The organism is Streptomyces yangpuensis, assembly GCF_001005295.1.
GTDB lineage: Bacteria > Actinomycetota > Actinomycetes > Streptomycetales > Streptomycetaceae > Streptomyces > Streptomyces yangpuensis.
Map to the genome: position 1 here is coordinate 593,332 of NZ_LBMK01000002.1, position 18,262 is coordinate 611,593.

General features: G+C 73.8%; 13 protein-coding genes and 1 pseudogene. 11 read left to right on the forward strand and 3 right to left on the reverse strand.

Annotated elements, in window-relative coordinates:
* Nucleotides 1–23: 23 nt before the first annotated feature.
* From AAT21_RS08070 to nudC, 4 genes are all read left to right on the forward strand, one after another.
* The gene (locus AAT21_RS08070) at nucleotides 24–3,467 is read left to right on the forward strand and encodes an ATP-dependent helicase (protein ID WP_063838072.1); all 3,444 of its coding nucleotides are present in this window, start codon (nucleotides 24–26) and stop codon (nucleotides 3,465–3,467) included.
* Nucleotides 3,468–3,644: 177 nt separating this feature from the next.
* A complete protein-coding gene (locus AAT21_RS08075; RefSeq protein ID WP_046776051.1) occupies nucleotides 3,645–7,328 on the forward strand; it encodes a UvrD-helicase domain-containing protein in 3,684 nt (1,227 codons plus the stop codon).
* A 9-nt stretch (nucleotides 7,329–7,337) separates the two neighbouring features.
* Nucleotides 7,338–8,753: a dipeptidase gene (locus tag AAT21_RS08080; protein ID WP_046776052.1), complete on the forward strand. Its 1,416-nt coding sequence runs from the start codon at nucleotides 7,338–7,340 to the stop codon at nucleotides 8,751–8,753.
* A gap of 70 nt (nucleotides 8,754–8,823) precedes the next feature.
* Entirely contained in the window at nucleotides 8,824–9,765 is a 942-nt protein-coding gene (nudC, locus tag AAT21_RS08085; protein WP_046776053.1) for an NAD(+) diphosphatase, read from the forward strand.
* A gap of 94 nt (nucleotides 9,766–9,859) precedes the next feature.
* Here nudC and AAT21_RS08090 read toward each other — a convergent pair whose 3' ends face one another.
* Complete coding sequence (locus AAT21_RS08090) at nucleotides 9,860–10,120, reverse strand: mycoredoxin (RefSeq protein WP_030772737.1); 261 nt, start codon at nucleotides 10,118–10,120, stop codon at nucleotides 9,860–9,862.
* A gap of 170 nt (nucleotides 10,121–10,290) precedes the next feature.
* On the opposite strand from AAT21_RS08090, the gene AAT21_RS08095 reads away from it, so the two are divergent.
* The 5 genes from AAT21_RS08095 (at nucleotide 10,291) to AAT21_RS08115 (ending at nucleotide 14,149) form a co-directional block, all read left to right on the forward strand.
* Nucleotides 10,291–12,453 carry an ATP-dependent DNA helicase UvrD2 gene (locus AAT21_RS08095; protein WP_200904353.1) on the forward strand — a complete coding sequence of 721 codons (2,163 nt, stop codon included), beginning with the start codon at nucleotides 10,291–10,293 and terminating at the stop codon, nucleotides 12,451–12,453.
* Nucleotides 12,454–12,620: 167 nt separating this feature from the next.
* Nucleotides 12,621–12,947 (forward strand): hypothetical protein, encoded by a 327-nt coding sequence (locus AAT21_RS08100; RefSeq protein ID WP_107081225.1) that lies wholly within the window; start codon nucleotides 12,621–12,623, stop codon nucleotides 12,945–12,947.
* Between the two features lie 183 nt (nucleotides 12,948–13,130).
* Nucleotides 13,131–13,502 (forward strand): WhiB family transcriptional regulator, encoded by a 372-nt coding sequence (locus AAT21_RS08105; RefSeq protein ID WP_030029453.1) that lies wholly within the window; start codon nucleotides 13,131–13,133, stop codon nucleotides 13,500–13,502.
* On the forward strand, nucleotides 13,499–13,828 hold the full coding sequence (locus tag AAT21_RS08110; RefSeq protein WP_030850046.1) for a hypothetical protein: 330 nt from the start codon (nucleotides 13,499–13,501) through the stop codon (nucleotides 13,826–13,828). The genes AAT21_RS08105 and AAT21_RS08110 overlap by 4 nt, the downstream gene beginning before the upstream one ends.
* A gap of 111 nt (nucleotides 13,829–13,939) precedes the next feature.
* On the forward strand, nucleotides 13,940–14,149 hold the full coding sequence (locus AAT21_RS08115) for an ADP-ribosylation factor GTPase-activating family protein (RefSeq protein ID WP_030962492.1): 210 nt from the start codon (nucleotides 13,940–13,942) through the stop codon (nucleotides 14,147–14,149).
* Nucleotides 14,150–14,174: 25 nt separating this feature from the next.
* On the opposite strand, the gene AAT21_RS08120 is transcribed toward AAT21_RS08115, so the two are convergent.
* Nucleotides 14,175–15,503: an ABC1 kinase family protein gene (locus AAT21_RS08120; protein ID WP_046776055.1), complete on the reverse strand. Its 1,329-nt coding sequence runs from the start codon at nucleotides 15,501–15,503 to the stop codon at nucleotides 14,175–14,177.
* 75 nt (nucleotides 15,504–15,578) lie between these two features.
* The gene (locus AAT21_RS08125; RefSeq protein WP_079025509.1) at nucleotides 15,579–16,733 is read right to left on the reverse strand and encodes a TOMM precursor leader peptide-binding protein; all 1,155 of its coding nucleotides are present in this window, start codon (nucleotides 16,731–16,733) and stop codon (nucleotides 15,579–15,581) included.
* A 223-nt stretch (nucleotides 16,734–16,956) separates the two neighbouring features.
* Between AAT21_RS08125 and AAT21_RS08130 the strand changes: the two genes are divergently transcribed.
* Nucleotides 16,957–17,496, forward strand: a complete 540-nt coding sequence (locus AAT21_RS08130) for a M48 metallopeptidase family protein (RefSeq protein WP_046776056.1) — start codon at nucleotides 16,957–16,959, stop codon at nucleotides 17,494–17,496.
* 140 nt (nucleotides 17,497–17,636) lie between these two features.
* Nucleotides 17,637–18,262 (forward strand): annotated as a pseudogene (locus AAT21_RS08135) (TerD family protein); the annotation flags it as partial.

The window sequence follows — 18,262 nt, forward strand, 5'->3', positions numbered from 1 at the left end:
ACCCACCAGGACCGGCACCTCACGTGATCACCTCTTCTTCCGGCCGCACCGAACGGCGGCGTACGCGGACCTCCGACGCGTACCGCCTCGTGCGCACCGGGCCGGAACGGGTGGATCCCCCTGTGCTGGACGCAGCGCAGCGGGCGGTGGTTGAACACCCCGGCGGACCATTGCTGGTCCTGGCCGGACCGGGCACCGGGAAGACGACCACGCTGGTCGAGGCCGTCGCCGCCCGGGTGGAGGCGGGTACGGATCCCTCCCGGATCCTGATCCTCACCTTCAGCCGCAAGGCGGCGGTCGAACTGCGCGACCGGGCCGCCCTGCGGCTCGGCGGTGCCCGCGCTCCGCAGGCCACCACCTTCCACTCCTTCTGCTACGGCCTGGTCCGGGCCCACCAGGACACCGACCTCTTCGCCGACCCGCTGCGGCTGCTGTCCGGCCCCGAGCAGGACGTGATGGTCCGGACCCTGCTGGAAGGCCAGCGCCGGATCCGCTCGATCCGCTGGCCGGACGACCTGCGGGCCGCGCTGACCACGCGCGGGTTCGCCGACGAGGTCCGGGCGGTCCTCGCCCGCGCCCGCGAGCTGGGTCTGGGCCCGACGGCCCTCGCCGACTTCGCGGAGCGCATCGGCCGCCCCGACTGGAAGGCAGCGGCGGCCTTCCTCTCCGAATACCTGGACGTCCTGGACATACAGGGCACGCTGGACTACGCGGAACTCCTGCACCGCGCGGTCCTCCTCGCGGAGCGCACACCGTCGCTGGCCTCCGCCTACGACGCGATCTTCGTGGACGAGTACCAGGACACGGACGCCTCGCAGCTGCGGCTGCTGCGGGCCCTGGCCGGGCGCGGCGGCACGCTGGTCGCCTTCGGCGACCCGGACCAGTCGATCTACGCCTTCCGCGGAGCCGACATCAACAACGTGCTGGACTTCGCGTCCGCCTTCCCGGGCGCGCAGGTCAGGGCCCTGACGGTGGGCCGCCGCTCGCGCGCCGCCATCCTGGAGGCGACCCGCCTCCTCACCACCCGCATGCCGCTGCCCCGTCTCCCCGCGGACGTGGTCCGCGCGCACCGCGCGCTGCGGGCCACGCGGGAGGGCGGCCGGGTGGAGGTCTTCACCTACCCGACGGCCGGCGCCGAGCTGGACAACATCGCCGACATCCTGCGCCGGGCCCACCTGGAGGACGGCGTGCCCTGGCAGGACATGGCCGTCCTGGTCCGCGCGGGCGGCCGCACCCTGCCGGCGATGCGCCGCGCCCTGATCGCGGCGGGAGTCCCGGTCGAGACGGACGCCACGGACACCCCCCTCCGCCACGAACCTGCGGTGGCGCCCCTCCTGACGGCCCTGCGCCTCACGGCAACCTGGCCGACGGGTCTCCCGGGCGAGCCCGGCCCGCCGCCGCAGCACGCGGACACGGCCCCGGCAGCGGGCCCCGTGCCGCCTGCGGCCCGTCCGCCGGACGAGGCCGCGGACCCCGCCGACAGGTCGGGGGCGTACCCCGGCGAATCCGACGCGGGGCGGGAGGGCGGGGCCGGTGGGGACTTTGCCGAGGCCGGCGTGGGGGCCGGGGGCGGGACCGGAGAGTCCGGCGACCCCGCCGGAGGCGTCGAGGCGGCGCTCACCCTGCTCACCTCCCCCCTCGGCGGCATGGACACCGCCGACCTGCGGCGGCTCGGCCGCGCCCTGCGCGACGAGGAGCGCGCCGCAGGCGTCAAGGTGCCCGCACCCTCCGACGTACTGCTCGCCCGCGCCCTCGCCGAGCCCGAGCGCCTCACCGCGCACGACCCGGCGTACGCCCGCGGCGCGCAGCGCCTCGGCCTGCTCCTGCGCAAAACCCGCGAGCTCCTCCAGGGCGGCGGCACCGCCGAAGAGGCCCTGTGGATCCTCTGGGACGGCACCCCCTGGCCCGACCGCCTCGAACGCCAGGCCCGCCGTGGCGGCCCGGCCGGCCGCAACGCCGACCGCGACCTCGACGCCGTCTGCGCCCTCTTCGACACCGCCGCCCGCGCCGAGGACCGTACCGGCGGCAGCGGCGCGCTCAACTTCCTCGAACAACTGGAGGCGGAGGACATCGCCGCCGACACGTTGACGGCCCGCACCACCCGCCCCGACGCCGTCCGGCTGATGACCGCCCACCGCTCCAAGGGCCTGGAGTGGTCCCTCGTCGTCGTCGCCGGCGTCCAGGAGGGCCTGTGGCCCGACCTCCGCCGCCGCGGTTCCCTCCTGGAGGCCGACCGCATCGGCCGCGACGGCCTCGCCGAACCCCTCACCCCCGGGGCCCTCCTGGCCGAGGAACGCCGCCTCTTCTACGTCGCCGCCACCCGCGCCCGCGACCGCCTCGTCGTCACCGCCGTCAAGGCCCCCGCCGAGGACGGCGACCAGCCCTCCCGCCTCATCACCGAGCTCGGCGTCACCCCGAAGGACGTCACCGGCCGGCCCCGCCGCCCCCTCGCCGTCCCGGCGCTCGTCGCCGAGCTGCGCGCCACCACCGTCGACCCGGACGCCTCGCCCGCCCTGCGCGACGCGGCCGCCCGCCGCCTCGCCCGCCTCGCCGCGCTCACCGACGACGAGGACCGCCCCCTGGTCCCCGCCGCGCACCCGCAGCGCTGGTGGGGTCTGTACGAGCCCACCCGCAGCAGCGTCCCGCTGCGCGACCGGGACCGGCCCGTCGCCCTCTCCGGCAGCGCCCTGGACCAGCTCGCCAACACCTGCTCCCTGCAGTGGTTCCTCGGCCGCGAGGTCAAGGCCGACGCCCCCTCCACCGCCGCCCAGGGCTTCGGCAACGTCGTCCACGTCCTCGCCGACGAGGTCGCCTCCGGCCGCACCCCGGCCGACCTGGCCGTCCTCATGGAACGCCTCGACTCGGTCTGGGACGCCCTCGCCTTCGACGCGCCCTGGAAGTCGGCCCAGGAGAAGGACAACGCCCGGGCCGCCCTCGAACGCTTCCTGCGCTGGCACACCACCGACCGTGGGGGCCGGGCGGCCGTGGCCACCGAGCACGAGTTCGACGTCACGCTCGAAGCCGGCGACGTCGCCGTCCGCGTCCGCGGCTCCATGGACCGGGTCGAGACCGACCCGCAGGGGCGCGCGTACGTCGTCGACTTCAAGACGGGGAAGTCCGCGCCCACCAAGGACGAGGTCGCCCGCCACCCCCAGCTCGCCGTGTACCAGCTCGCCGTCCGCGAGGGCGCCGTCGACGAGGTCTTCGACGGACTGCGCCCCACCCCCGGCGGCGCCGAGCTCGTCCAGCTCCGCCAGGGCGCCGCGATCCGCGAGGGCGGCGACGCGGTCCCCAAGGTGCAGGCCCAGGAGCCGCTCGACGGGGAGTGGGTCGGCGACCTGCTCGCGACCGCCGCGGGCCGGGTCCTGGACGAGCGGTTCGCACCCGCCGCGGGCCGCCACTGCGACCACTGCTCCTTCCGCAGCTCCTGCAGCGCCCGCCCGGAGGGCCGCCAGACGGTCGAGTGAGCCCGGCGGCCGCCCGAGCCCGGAGGCCGCCGGCAGGGCCCGGGAGCTGCCGCCTCAGGCCGGAGCCCAGCCGCCCGAGCAGCCCGCAGGCTGCCCGAGCCCGGAGACGGCTGCCCCGGCCCGGCGGCCGCGCGCTCCGCGGTCGGGGCTGTCGGTGGGTGCGGCTAGCCTTTTCACGTGTCCGCGCGTGCGTCCGTACTGACCGATCCCGAGCAGCTCAAAGAGCTCCTCGGGATCCCCTTCACGCCCGAACAGATGGCCTGCGTCACCGCCCCGGCCGCCCCGCAGGTCGTCGTCGCCGGCGCCGGATCCGGCAAGACCACCGTCATGGCCGCCCGCGTGGTCTGGCTCGTCGGGACCGGCGCCGTCGCCCCCGAGCAGGTCCTCGGCCTCACCTTCACCAACAAGGCCGCCGGAGAACTGTCCGAGCGCGTACGGGGCGCCCTGGCCCGGGCCGGCATCACCGACCCGGACCCCTCCCCGGCCGACGCCGCAGACGCCGGCGGCGAGCCGCGCATCTCCACGTACCACGCCTTCGCCGGCCAGCTCCTCAAGGACCACGGCCTGCGCATCGGCCTGGAGCCGAGCTCCCGGCTCCTCGCCGACGCCACCCGCTTCCAGCTCGCCGCGAAGGTGCTGCGCGACGCCCCCGGCCCGTACCCCTCGCTCACCAAGTCCGTCCCCGACCTGGTCGGAGACCTCCTCGCGCTCGACGCCGAACTCTCCGAGCACCTGGTCGGCCCCGACGCCCTGCGCGCCCACGACACCGAGCTCCTGGACACCCTCGCCGGCACCAGGCTCACCAACGAGGACCTGCGCAAGGTCCCCGAGGCCGTGCGCGGCCGCCTCGAACTGCTGGAGCTCGTCGGCCGCTACCGGGCCGCCAAACGCTCCCGCGACCTCTTCGACTTCAGCGACCAGATAGCCCTCTCCGCACAGCTCGCCACCACCCGGCCCGAGGTGGGCGCGCTGCTGCGCGAGGAGTTCCGGGTGGTCCTCCTCGACGAGTACCAGGACACCTCGGTCGCACAGCGCCTGCTGCTGTCCGGCCTGTTCGGCGCGGGCACCGGCCACGCCGTGACCGCCGTCGGCGACCCCTGCCAGGCGATCTACGGCTGGCGCGGGGCCTCCGTGGCCAACCTCGACGACTTCCCCGAGCACTTCCCGCACGCCGACGGCACCCCCGCCACCCGGCTCTCCCTCAGCGAGAACCGGCGCAGCGGCGGCCGCCTCCTCGACCTCGCCAACGGGCTCGCCGCCCCGCTGCGGGACATGCACGAGGGCGTGGAAGCGCTGCGCCCCGCGCCGGGGGCGGAGGGCGCGGGCCAGGTCCGCGTCGCCCTGCTGGAGACCCACGCCCAGGAACTCGACTGGCTCGCCGACTCCGTCGCCCACCTGGTGCGCACGGGCACGGAGCCGCGCGAGATCGCCGTCCTGTGCCGGTCCGCCGGGGACTTCGCGCAGATCCAGGCCGTGCTCGTGGACCGGGACGTGCCGGTGGAGGTCGTCGGCCTGTCCGGGCTGCTGCACCTGCCCGAGGTCGCCGACCTCGTGGCCGTCTGCGAGGTCCTCCAGGACCCGGGCGCCAACGCCTCCCTCGTCCGGCTCCTCATCGGCCCGCGCTGGCGGATCGGCGCGCGCGACCTGGCCCTGCTGGGCCGCCGGGCGCGGCTCCTGGTGGGCCGCGCGACCCCGGACGGGGCGGACCCGGACGAGCGGCTCGCGGCGGCCGTGGAAGGCGTGGACCCGGCGGAGATCGTGTCCCTGGCCGACGCCCTGGAGACCTTCCTCGACGGCGGCGGACAGACCCCGGACGACCTCCCCTTCTCCGCCGAGGCCAGGGTCCGCTTCGCGCACCTCGCGCAGGAGCTCCGTGACCTGCGGCGTTCCCTCGCCGACCCGCTGATGGACGTCCTGCACCGGGTGCTGTCCACCACCGGGCTGGAGGTGGAACTGTCCGCGTCCCCGCACGCGCTGGCGGCCCGCCGGCGCGAGACCCTGTCGAACTTCATGGACGTCGCGGCCGGTTTCGCCGCGCTCGACGGGGAGGCCACGCTGCTGGCCTTCCTGGCGTTCCTGCGCACGGCCGCCCAGTACGAGAAGGGCCTCGACCACGCCCTGCCCGGCGGCGAGAACACCGTGAAGGTCCTCACCGCCCACAAGTCCAAGGGCCTGGAGTGGGACGTGGTGGTGGTGCCGGACCTGTGCGCGGGGTCCTTCCCGAAGGAGAAGCCGCCGGAGGCCTGGACCTCGTACGCGAAGGTCCTCCCGTACGCGCTGCGCGGCGACGCCGCCACCCTGCCGGCGGACCCGGCCTGGACCTCGGCCGGCCTGAAGTCCTTCAAGGCCGCCCTCAAGCACCACAAGTCGGTGGAGGAGCTCCGCCTCGGCTACGTGACCTTCACCCGCCCGCGGTCCCTGCTGCTGGCCTCGGGCCACTGGTGGGGCCCGACCCAGAAGAAGCGCCGCGGCCCGTCGCAGTTCCTGCAGGCCCTCTACGAGCACTGCGCGGCCGGCTTCGGCGAGATCGAGGCCTGGGCGGACGAGCCCGAGCCGACCGCCGAGAACCCGGCCCTCGCGGGCGAGTCCGCGGCCGACCACTCCTGGCCGCTGCCGCTCGACCCGCACTCCCTCACCCTGCGCCGCGCGGCGGCCGCCCTGGTCGAGTCCTACCTGGCCGCCCCGCCGCCGCAGGAGGACGAGGCCTACCTCTGGCCCCCGGACTGCGAAGACCCGTCCTACGACACCGAACCCTGGCCCCCGGACCCCGACCCCCTCTGGTCCGGCGGGTCCGGCGAGCCCGGGCCCGACCACTGGCCCGAGGGCCCGGGCGCCCTCTGGGCCGACGCCGACCGGCCGACGGGCCCGAGCCCCCGCGCCGTACCCCGGCCACGCGACGCACGCCCCGCCGCCCCGCCGGCACGCCCCGCTGCCCGCGAGGCAGACCCGGCGGCGGAGCCGCACCAGGGCGTGCACCCGCCCGCCTCCGCGGCCGACCCGCAGGACACGTGGGCCGACGAGGCCTGGGCGGCGGAGCCCGGCGTCCGCGGGGCCGACGCTGCGGCCGAGCCGCGGTTCCCGGGGGCCGACCTCGCCGGAGGCGGGCCGCTCGCGCCTGAGGAGGCGCGGGCCATCGCCTCCTGGGACCGGGACCTCGACGCCCTGGAGGGCGAGCTCCGCCGGTCCCGCGCGGCCGTTCGCGACGTGGTGCTGCCCTCCGCCCTCTCCGCCAGCCAGCTGCTCCGGCTCGCCGCCGACGAGCAGGGCTTCGTACGCGACCTCGCCCGCCCCATGCCCAAGCCCCCGCAGCCCGCGGCCCGCCAGGGCACCCGCTTCCACGCCTGGGTCGAGTCCCGCTTCGACGAGCTTCCGCTCCCCTTCCTCGACGTCCTCGACCCCGTCGCCGACCTCCCCGGCGCCGACACCGGCTTCGCCGCCGGCCAGGACATCGCCGACGAGGCCGACCTCGCCGACCTCAAGGCCGCCTTCGAGCGCAGCCCGTACGCGGACCGCCCGCCCCACCGCATGGAGGCCCCGGTCCAGCTCACCCTCGCCGGCCGCGTCATCCGCGGCCGGATCGACGCCGTCTACCGGACCACCGACGAGAACGGCGTCGACAGCTACGAGATCGTCGACTGGAAGACCGGCCGGACCACCGAGGCCGATCCGCTCCAGCTCGCCGTCTACCGCCTGGCCTGGGCCGAGGCCACGAACACCCCGCTCGACCGGGTCACCGCCGCCTTCCTGCACGTCCGCAGCGGTCGGGTGATCCGCCCCCGCAACCTCCCCGGCAGGGCCCGTCTTGAGCGGATCCTCCAAGGCGGATCGGGCCCCGACGGTGACCACCCGGCGGACGGCTAGGCTCGGGGCATGAGCGACCCCCAGCCGGACAGCGTCGTCCGCACGTACATCGACACCCACCGCGCCGCGTTCCTCGACGACCTGGCCGAGTGGCTGCGCATCCCCTCCGTCTCGGCCCAGCCCGAGCACGCGGACGACGTACGCCGCAGCGCCGAATGGCTCGCGGCGAAGCTCAAGGAGACCGGGTTCCCGGTCGCCGAGGTCTGGGAGACCGGCGGCGCCCCCGCCGTCCACGCGCACTGGCCGAGCGAGGACCCGGACGCCCCGACCGTCCTCGTCTACGGCCACCACGACGTGCAGCCCGCCGCCGTGGCCGACGGCTGGCACACCGACCCGTTCGAGCCGGTGGTCCGAGGCGGCCGCATGTACGCGCGCGGCGCCGCCGACGACAAGGGTCAGGTGTTCTTCCACACCCTGGGCGTACGGGCCCACCTGGCGGCCACCGGCGCCGCCGCCCCCGCCGTGCACCTCAAGCTCCTCATCGAGGGCGAGGAGGAGTCCGGCTCGCCGAACTTCCGCGAGCTCGTCGAGACCCGCGCCGCCGAACTCGCCGCCGACGTCGTGATCGTCTCCGACACCGGCATGTGGTCCGAGACCACCCCCACCGTCTGCACCGGCATGCGCGGCGTCGCCGACTGCGAGATCGACCTGCACGGTCCCGACCAGGACATCCACTCCGGCGCGTTCGGCGGGGCCGTGCCCAACCCGGCCACCGCCGCCGCCCGCCTGGTCGCCGCCCTGCACGACGCCGACGGCCGGGTCACGGTCCCCGGCTTCTACGACGGCATCGCCGAGCTCACCGACCCGGAGCGCGCGCTCATCGCCGAGCTGCCCTTCGACGAGTCCGAGTGGCTGCGCACGGCCAGGTCCCACGCGGCCGCCGGCGAGGCCGGGTACTCCACTCTGGAGCGCGTCTGGGCCCGCCCGACGGCCGAGGTCAACGGTATCGGCGGCGGCTACCAGGGCCCCGGCGGGAAGACCATCGTCCCGGCCTCCGCCCATGTGAAGCTGTCGTTCCGGCTGGTGTCCGGGCAGGACCCGTACGAGGTCGAGGCCGCCGTCAGGGACTGGGTCGCCGCCCGGATCCCGGACGGGATCCGCCACTCCATCACCTTCGGCGCCCCCACCCGCCCGTGCCTGACCCCGCTGGACCACCCGGCCCTGCAGTCCGTCGTACGGTCCATGGGCCGCGCCTTCGGCCAGAAGATCCGCTTCACCCGCGAGGGCGGCTCCGGACCCGCGGCCGACCTCCAGGACGTCCTGGACGCGCCCGTCCTCTTCCTCGGCATCTCGGTACCGTCGGACGGCTGGCACGCGCCGAACGAGAAGGTCGAGCTGGACCTGCTGCTCAAGGGCGTAGAAACGGCCGCCTACCTCTGGGGGGACCTGGCCGCCGCCCACCGCACGCCCCGCACACCCGCCTGACCCGGCACACCCGCCTGACCCGGCGCACACACCTGTCGTACCGAGCCTGCCTGTCCCACCACCGGGGGAGATGGAAGTACCAGTGAGCACCCATACCGAGCGACCTCTCTCGCTCACCGCGCCCAGCGGCATCGACCGTGCCGCGCACCACCGCCTCGACGAGGCATGGCTCGCCGCCGCCTGGAGCCACCCGACGACCCGTGTCTTCGTCGTCTCCGGCGGCCAGGTCCTGATCGACGACACCCCCGACGGCGGCACCGGCATCGTCATGACCCCGGCCTTCGAGGCCCCGGTCACCGAGACCCACCGCTACTTCCTGGGCACCGACGAGGACGGCGTACGGTACTTCGCGCTGCAGAAGGACGCCCTGCCCGGCCGCATGGACCAGTCGGCCCGCCCGGCCGGCCTGCGCGAGGCCGGACTGCTGCTCAACGACCGCGACGCCGCTCTGATGGTCAACGCCGTGGCGCTGGAGAACTGGCAGCGGATGCACCGCTTCTGCTCCCGCTGCGGAGAGCGCACGGTGGTCGCGGCCGCCGGCCACATCCGGCGCTGCCCGGGCTGCGGTGCCGAGCACTACCCGCGCACCGACCCGGCCGTGATCATGCTGGTCACCGACGAGCACGACCGCGCGCTGCTGGGCCGCCAGGTGCACTGGCCGGAGGGCCGCTTCTCGACCCTCGCCGGGTTCGTGGAGCCGGGCGAGTCGATAGAGCAGTCCGTCGTCCGCGAGGTGTGGGAGGAGGCCGGCGTCAGGGTCGGCCGGGTCGAGTACGTGGCCAGCCAGCCGTGGCCGTTCCCGTACAGCCTGATGCTGGGCTTCAACGCCCGCGCCACCAGCTCCGAGATCACCGTGGACGGCGAGGAGATCCAGGAGGCCCGCTGGTTCTCCCGCGACGATCTGCGCGCGGCGTTCGAGTCGGGCGAGGTGCTGCCCCCGTCGGGCATCTCCATCGCGGCCCGGCTGGTCGAGCTCTGGTACGGCGAGCCGCTGCCGAAGTCCGCGGCGTAACGTTCGTCACTCCGCGGACGTGGAAGGCCCCCGCCCGGAAGCCTTGGGACGGCAACCTTGGGACGGGGGCCTTTCCGCGGACGGGGGAGCCCGCTCAGACGGCGAGCGCCTGCTTGACCTGGGCCAGGCTCGGGTTCGTCATGACGGACTCGTTGCCGGCGGCGGACTTCACGAGCACGGTGGGCACCGTCTGGTTCCCGCCGTTGGCCTTCTCGACGAACGCCGCGGACTCCGGGTCGAGCTCGATGTTGATCTCGTTGTACGCGATGCCTTCCCGGTCCAGCTGGGTCTTCAGCCGACGGCAGTAGCCGCACCAGGTCGTGCTGTACATCGTGACGGTGCCCGTGTCCTGCATGCTGCGCTCTCCTTCGTGAAGGCTCGGTGGTCCGAAGACTCGAACGTACGCGACCGCACAGCCATTCCCGTCCGTGCACATCCGCACCGCCGGTGTGACCGATATGACGAATCCGCACCGCCTGTGGACGGACTTCCCGCCCGGCGCACACGACCTGGCAGCATGTTGGAGTGACAGCAGCAACGCACTCCTCGTCCTTCTCCGCCGCCGCAGACCCGGCCGACGCGGTGCTCCTGGGCCTCGACCCGGAGCAGCGCGAGGTCGCGACGACCCTGCGCGGACCGGTGTGCGTGCTGGCCGGCGCCGGTACGGGCAAGACCCGGGCGATCACCCACCGCATCGCCTACGGCGTCCGGACCGGGCAGCTCATGCCGGCCAGCGTGCTCGCCGTCACCTTCACCAACCGGGCCGCCGGCGAGATGCGCGGCCGACTGCGCTCGCTCGGCGCGGAAGGGGTCCAGGCCCGGACCTTCCACTCCGCCGCCCTGCGCCAGCTCCAGTACTTCTGGCCCCGCGCCGTCGGCGGGGAGGTGCCCCGGCTGCTGGAACGCAAGATCCAGTTCGTCGCGGAGGCCGGCGCGCGCTGCCGCATCCGTCTCGACCGCGGGGAGCTGCGGGACGTCACCGGTGAGATCGAGTGGGCCAAGGTCACCCAGACGGTGCCCGCCGACTACCCGGCGGCCGCCCTCAAGGCGGGCCGCGAGGCCCCGCGGGACATGGCCGAGATCGCCCAGATCTACGGGACGTACGAGCAGCTCAAGCGCGACCGCGGAATGATCGACTTCGAGGACGTGCTGCTCCTGACCGTCGGCATCCTCCAGGACCGCCACGACATTGCCGAGCAGATCCGCGCCCAGTACCAGCACTTCGTCGTCGACGAGTACCAGGACGTCAGCCCGCTCCAGCAGCGGCTGCTCGACCTGTGGCTCGGTGAGCGCGACAGCCTCTGCGTCGTCGGCGACGCCAGCCAGACCATCTACTCCTTCACCGGCGCCACCCCCGACCACCTGCTGAACTTCCGCACGCGCTACCCGCAGGCCACCGTGGTCAAGCTGGTCCGCGACTACCGCTCCACCCCCCAGGTGGTGCACCTCGCCAACGGGCTGCTGAACCAGGCCAAGGGGCGGGCCGCCGAGCACCGCCTCGAGCTCGTCTCCCAGCGCGAGGGCGGCCCCGACCCGGTCTACGCCGAGTACGCGGACGAGCCCGCCGAGGCCGAGGGCGTCGCCCGCCGGATCAGCGACCTGATCGCCGCGGGCGTCCCCGCCGGTGAGATCGCCGTGCTCTTCCGCATCAACGCCCAGTCCGAGGTCTACGAGCAGGCCCTCGCCGACGCCGGGGTTCCGTATCAGCTCCGCGGGGCCGAGCGGTTCTTCGAGCGCCAGGAGGTCCACAAGGCCATCCTCGCGCTGCGCGGAACGGCCCGTTCCAGCGGGAACGACCCGCTGCTCGAGGACCTCGTCGGCCTGGGCTCCCAGGTCCGGGCGGTGCTCAGCTCCATCGGCTGGACCACCGAGCCGCCCGCCGGCTCCGGCGCCGTGCGCGACCAGTGGGAATCGGTGGCCGCGCTCGTCCGGCTCGCCGAGGACTTCGCCCGCAGCCGGCCCGGCGCCACCCTGGCGGACCTCGTGGCCGAGCTGGACGAGCGCAGGGCCGCCCAGCACGCCCCGACCGTCCAGGGGGTCACCCTGGCCTCGCTGCACGCGGCGAAGGGCCTGGAGTGGGACGCCGTCTTCCTCGTCGGCCTCACCGACGGCATGCTGCCGATCACCTACGCCAAGACCGACGACCAGGTCGAGGAGGAGCGGCGACTGCTCTACGTCGGTGTCACACGGGCCCGGCTGCACCTGACGCTCTCCTGGGCGCTCTCCCGCGCCCCCGGGGGAAGGGCCTCCCGACGCCCCAGCCGCTTCCTGAACGGCCTGCGGCCGGGCTCCGCCGCCCCGAGCCGGCCCGGTGCCGCGGGCGAGCGGGTGACGCGGCCCCGGCGCCGCCGCGGCCCGGCGCTGTGCCGGGTCTGCGGCAGGACGCTGACCGAGGCCGGCGAGCTGAAGCTGATGCGCTGCGAGGACTGCCCCTCCGACATGGACGCGGGTCTCTACGAGCGGCTGCGGGAGTGGCGTGCCGCGCAGGCGGACCGGCAGGGCCTGCCCGCCTACTGCGTCTTCACGGACAAGACCTTGACGGCGATCGCGGAGGCCTCGCCCGCCGAGGCCGGGGAGCTCTCGATGATCTCCGGGGTGGGCACTCGCAAGTTCGACCGGTACGGAGCCGATGTCCTGGCCATCTGTGCAGGTCAGGAGCCTGGGGGCGAGGATTCTGACGACGCGTAGAAAATCGTCGGAAAAATAGTTTGCACATGCCCGGCGAAGACCCATAGGTTCTTAGCAACGGAAACGGTGGCTTCTCCGAAGCCCTGGTTCCGTGCTGTACTTATCCGAATACGCATGGGACAGGCCCTCGGGCCGGGTCCCCGAGACGCCGAGAGGAGGCGAGACCAGTGACCAGCTTCATGACCTTCACCGAAATGACCGATCGCTCGGTCGATGCTTCCTGCCTGCTCGGTTCCGTCTCCGCTCTGGGTACGGGTGCGTCCGCGATTTCCGCCGACCGTCCCGCCACCCTTCTCGCGACCCTCGCGGTCAGCGAGCGCAATGAGCGACCGACCCAGGCACCGGTGGCAGTACTGGCAGCAGAAGCACAGGCGCATGGCGCCTATGGATTCGCCGCCGCGGCCGGTGCCGGATCCCTGAAGAAGCAGACGAAGCAGCAGCACCACCTGATGTGGGCCTTCCGTGGGCTCGAACCCTGGAGTGATCCAGCCTGATCGCATGATCAGGCCGGCGCCTTCAGGGCCGCGGAACCCCACCCGGGATCCGCGGCCCTTCTGTTTGTCCCCGACCGGGGGCGACGACAGAGAAGGGGCCTCGGGACTGGCAGAACCAGGTACCAGCCGAACCCGGCCGACCGGCCGGAACGACTAGCCGAACAAGACGAGGAAGAAACCACCGTGCAACTCGAAGCGCACGCCCCGTCCGTACCGCAGACCCAAACGATCTCCCCGCCCGCAGTCCCGGAGGACCACACCTTGACCCCGCTCACCGCGCTGACCGCGCTCGACGACGCCATCGAGAACCTCGGCGTCCCGGTTCCCTGCCGCACCTTCGACCCCGAGGTCTTCTTCGCCGAGTCCCCGGCCGACGTCGAGTACGCCAAGTCCCTCTGCCGGACCTGCCCGCTGGTCGAGGCCTGCCTCGCCGGAGCGGTCGAGCGCCGCGAGCCCTGGGGTGTCTGGGGTGGCGAGCTCTTCGTCCAGGGTGTCGTCGTAGCCCGCAAGCGGCCCCGTGGCCGTCCGCGCAAGAACCCGGTTGTCTCGGCATGACCGCCACCGGAACCATCGACCGCCCCCTGACGCACGACCCCCTGAAGCAGGCCCTCATGACCGCCCACACCACGAGCGAGCAGCCCCACGGCGCCGCCCACGCAGACTTCATCACCGCCGGCGCGATCACCTCGCGTCAGAACAGGACCCGCGAAATGCAACTCATCCCAGAAGCCCTGGCTCGCGCCCATATGGACGACCGCATGCGAGAGGCCGACGCCGAGCGTCACGCCCTCCGCCTGGTCGCCGCCCGCCGCATGCAGCGGCGAGCCGAGCGCGTCTCACTGCGCGCCCGGCGCGCACTGGCCATGGCCGTCATGCACTAAGAGGTCATGCTCCAGGAACTGGATGCAGCCTCCCGGGGGACCGGTCCGTTCGGACCGGTCCCCCGGTGCGTTGCGCGGGCCCGCCCACCCCGGTGGAGGTACCGTCTGGAGGTGGACCAGCCGACTCCCCAGCCCGACCCGTCGGGATCCGAGGCCCAGCCCGTCGTCGTCTGCGCGCGCTGCGGCACCCAGTCCCCCGGCGGAGCCCCGCCCACCTGGACCTGTTCGGTGGAGAACGGGACCAGAGAGTACTTCTGCGTCGAATGCGCCCGCGCCAACCTCCGGGCGATCGAAGGCAGGCTCGACTCCTCCTGGTGGTGACGGCCGGTGGTGACGGCCCGGGCCGTCACTCGGCCGACGCGAACCCGGGCAGCCAGGTGTCCAGTTCGTCGCGCAGTCGCACCGTCGCGCCCAGCTGGCACAGCACTCCGATGGTGCTCAGCGTCACCCGGTGGATCAGCAGGTACGAGGGCGGCAGGTTGATCTGCCGGCCCAACTGGTGCGCGGGGGATCGGGGATCGGCGATCCGTGCCGCCTGACCGCGCAGCCACGGCCGGGTGAAGGTGAACTCCTCGGCCTCGGCAGGCTCGATGATCGGCTTCAGATAGTCCAGCACGGCGTCCGGGTCCAGCTCGACGGACTCCTTCACGACCCCCTCGGCGCACAGGTGGCCGTAGACCCCTTCGGCGTCGCCGTCCAGCGTCATCCGCAGGGACCGGCCGATGGGCCTCGGCCAGCCGCCGGGCAGCCGGTCGACCGTGCCGAAGTCCAGTACGCCCAGCCGCATCCGGCCGTCCGCCCCCGGTATCAGCCGGAAGTTCCCCGGGTGCGGATCCGCGTGCAGCAGACCCGTCCGCGCGGGACCGGAGAAGAGGAACCGGGCCAGCAGCTGCCCGGCGCGGTCGCGCTCCTCCTCGGTGCCGTCGGCGATGACCTCCGACAGCGGGGTCCCGTCCATCCACTCGGTCACCAGCACCTGGTCGCCCTGGTGCACCACGTCCGGGACGATCACGTCCGGGTCGTCCACGAAGGCGTCCGCATGGGTCCGCTGGGCCTCGGCCTCCAGCTCGTAGTCGAGCTCCTCCGACACCCGGTCGCGCAACTCCTTGATCAGCGGCTTGAGCTCCATACCGGGAACCATCGGGCCCAGCAGCCCCGCGAACCGGCCCAGTTGCTTCAGATCCGACAGCAACGCCTCACCGGCCCCCGGGTACTGGACCTTCACCGCGACCTGCCGGCCGTCGTGCCACACCGCCCGGTGCACCTGCCCGATCGAGGCCGCCGCGGCCGGCTTGTCCTCGAACTCCTCGAACAGGTCCCGCCAGTCCGCCCCCAGACGCTCCGCCAGTACTTGGTGCACCGTCGCCGCAGGCAGCGGCGGGGCCGCCTCCTGGAGCTTGGTCAGCGCCGCCCGGTAGGGCCCCGCGACCTCCTCGGGCAGAGCCGACTCGAAGACCGACAGGGCCTGCCCGAACTTCATGGCACCGCCCTTCAGTTCCCCGAGCGTGCGGAACAACTGCTCGGCGGTGCGCTGCTGGAGCTCGCGCGCCACGATCTCCGCGGACTTGCCCCCGATCCGCTTGCCCAGCCCCCAGGTGACCCGGCCCGCGATGCCGAGCGGCAGCGCGGCCAGCTTGACGGTACGGGTGACCGCCTTCCGGGGAAGATCAGACATGAGCCCCTCCAATTCCCAGACAGCTGCGCCGCAAGCGGCGGTTCGGCTGAAACCCCTCGGTCCCCGAGCATCCTGTCACGGCCCTCCCGGCGGGTTGCCGCCCGATCCGCTCCACGGGGCCCGTCCTCCCGCCCGGAGCAGTTCCGCGGGCTCCGAGGCCGCCCCGCAGGGACAGTCGGGGTGGGGGCGGACCGGAGCCTGCTCCCAGCGCAGGGTGGGCAGGGCCGCCTCCCAGCGCGAGCCCGTGGAGGCCGGCAGCTGCCCGTCGAGGAAGGCGAGTGCGTGGGCCGCGGCCAGCCCGGCCACCGCCGTGGACAGACCCAGGTCGCAGGCGGCGCTCCCACGGCGGCGGTGGGACGATCGCCACTGCACGAGCATCCTCGGCCAGGCCGGGTCCCGGTCCACGCGGTCGCGCTCCATGCACCCGGCGCACGCCGTCGTGCCCGGCAGCACCAGCGGCCCGACCAGGCCCGTCCCCTCCAACACCCCCGCGTACAGGTGTGGAATGCCCGAGGCGACCCAGTCGGCGGCGGTGTCCGGATCCGGGGCCCAGGCGTGCAGCCCGTCCCGCGGCGCGACCACCACCAGGGACAGCCCGGGCTCCGTCCCCTCCTCCTCCCCGGCCCGCGGGCCGGGGCCCGGGGCCGCGGAGCGGACCGCTCCCGCCGCGGCCTCCGCCCGCATCCGGCCCACGCTCCCCGCGTTCAGTCCGCCCGGTGCCACATCGGCCGGCTCCACCCGGCCCCCGTCGAGCACCTCGACCCGCCCCACGCCCGCTCCCGCCAGTACCGTCGCGATCACGGTGCCCACCCGGCCGCTCCCGCGCACCCGTACCCGTATCGCCCGGCGCGCCGCGACCCCCCGCAGGTCCCCACCGGGCTCCCGGTGGACCAGCGAGAGCGATCCCAGGTCCGGGCCCAGCCGCTCCAGGGTCTCCGGATGCCGGCGCAGGGCCTGCGCCCGCGGGCCGCCCGCCGTCGCGTCGTCGAGCAGCCCGGCCCCCGCCAGCCGTCGCACCAGGGCGTCGGCGAGGCCGTCCGGCAGTCCCATCCGTGTGGCCTCCGCCCGCAGCAGCTCCATCCCCCGGGTCCCGTCCATCCGGTCGACGAGCGTGCCCGTCGCCGTGTCCACGGGCCCGAGCACCACCGCGTGCGCCGGCGTCACCCCGAACTGCACCGTCTGCAGATCCCGCCATGCCCGCGCCAGCGCCGGCTTCACCCTCGGAAACATGTCCGACCCCCCTCGATATCCGTGCGGACCGCGCCGCCGTATTTCCCGCTCCCCGGCAACAGTGCCCCCCTGCCGGAATCCGTGCAGGAATTTGTCCACAGGCAGGAGGTATTCGGCATATGAGATGAAGAGGAATGCCGCTTCGGGCACCGACTGCGAACCGCCCGTGTTCGAACTCCGGACGAGCGGGACTTCCGCCGCCGTCACCGGGTAACGTCGTGGCGTGTCCGCCGACCCACCGCCGCGCGCCGTCGAAGTCCGCCGGAGCGCGCGCCGCCGCAGGACCGTATCCGCCTACCGCGAGGGTGACCGTACGGTCGTCCTCATCCCTGCCCGGATGTCCGAGGCGGAGGAGCGGCGCTGGGTGGGTGTCATGCTCGACAAGCTGGCCGCCCAGGAGAGCAGACGCACCCTCGGGGACGCGGAACTCACCGAACGCGCCGAGCGTTTGTCCGAGCAGTTCTTCGACGGCCGCGCCCGCCCCCGGTCTGTCCGCTGGGTCACCAACCAGAACACCCGCTGGGGCTCCTGCACCCCGGCCGAAGGCAGCATCCGGCTCTCGCACCGCCTCCAGGGCATGCCCGAGTACGTCGTCGACTACGTGCTCCTGCACGAGTTGGCCCACCTCCTCGTGCCCGGCCACGGCCCCCGCTTCTGGGAGCTGCTGGAGGCGTACCCGCGCACCGAGCGGGCCCGGGGCTACCTGGAGGGCGTGGTCGCGGCCGAGCGCCTGCCGAAGGTGCCCGCCGCCCGCGAGGAATGACACACGCAGGCCGGACGGACCGCCCGTCGTGTCACACAGCGTGATGTGTACCGGGTTGGTACCGGCTTGGCCGGATGTCGGCAGATGCCGTTAGCCTGAGCGGCACGAATGCTCAGTCGGGATGGGGGACGTCGTTACGCATGGCAAGGGAATTCCAGCGCGGCCACAAGGCCAAGGTCAGTGATCTCACAGCGGGCACCGATCTGTACGTAGGCGTCCAGATCTCCGGGCCCGGACTCACCTTCGACATCAGCTGTTTCGGTCTGGACGTCAACGAGCAGCTCTCGGACGACCGTTACTTCGTCTTTTTCAATCAGCCGAAGTCACCGGAAGAGTCCATCCAGCTGCTCGGCGCGCAGTCCGGTGACACGGAATCCTTCCGGGTGACCCTGGACCGTGTCCCGGCGTCCATCCACAAGCTGTCCTTCACCGCCACGATCGACGGCGCCGGACAGATGTCGCAGATCGGCCCGGGCTACATCCGGATCGTGGCCGGCGGCGAAGAGGTCGTCCGGTACGCGTTCACCGGTGCGGAGTTCAGCACCGAGCGGGCCGTGATGCTCGGCGACTTCTACCTGAAGGACGTGTGGCGCTTCGCCGCCGTCGGCCAGGGCTTCGACGGCGGGCTGGACGCCCTGCTGAAGAACTTCGGCGGCGAGGTCGCCGAGGAGCAGGAGCAGCCGCAGCAGCAGGCTCCGGCGGCCGGCGCCCCCGGCTTCGCACCGCCGCCGCAGGCGGCCGCCCCGGCCCCGGCCCCGCATGCCCC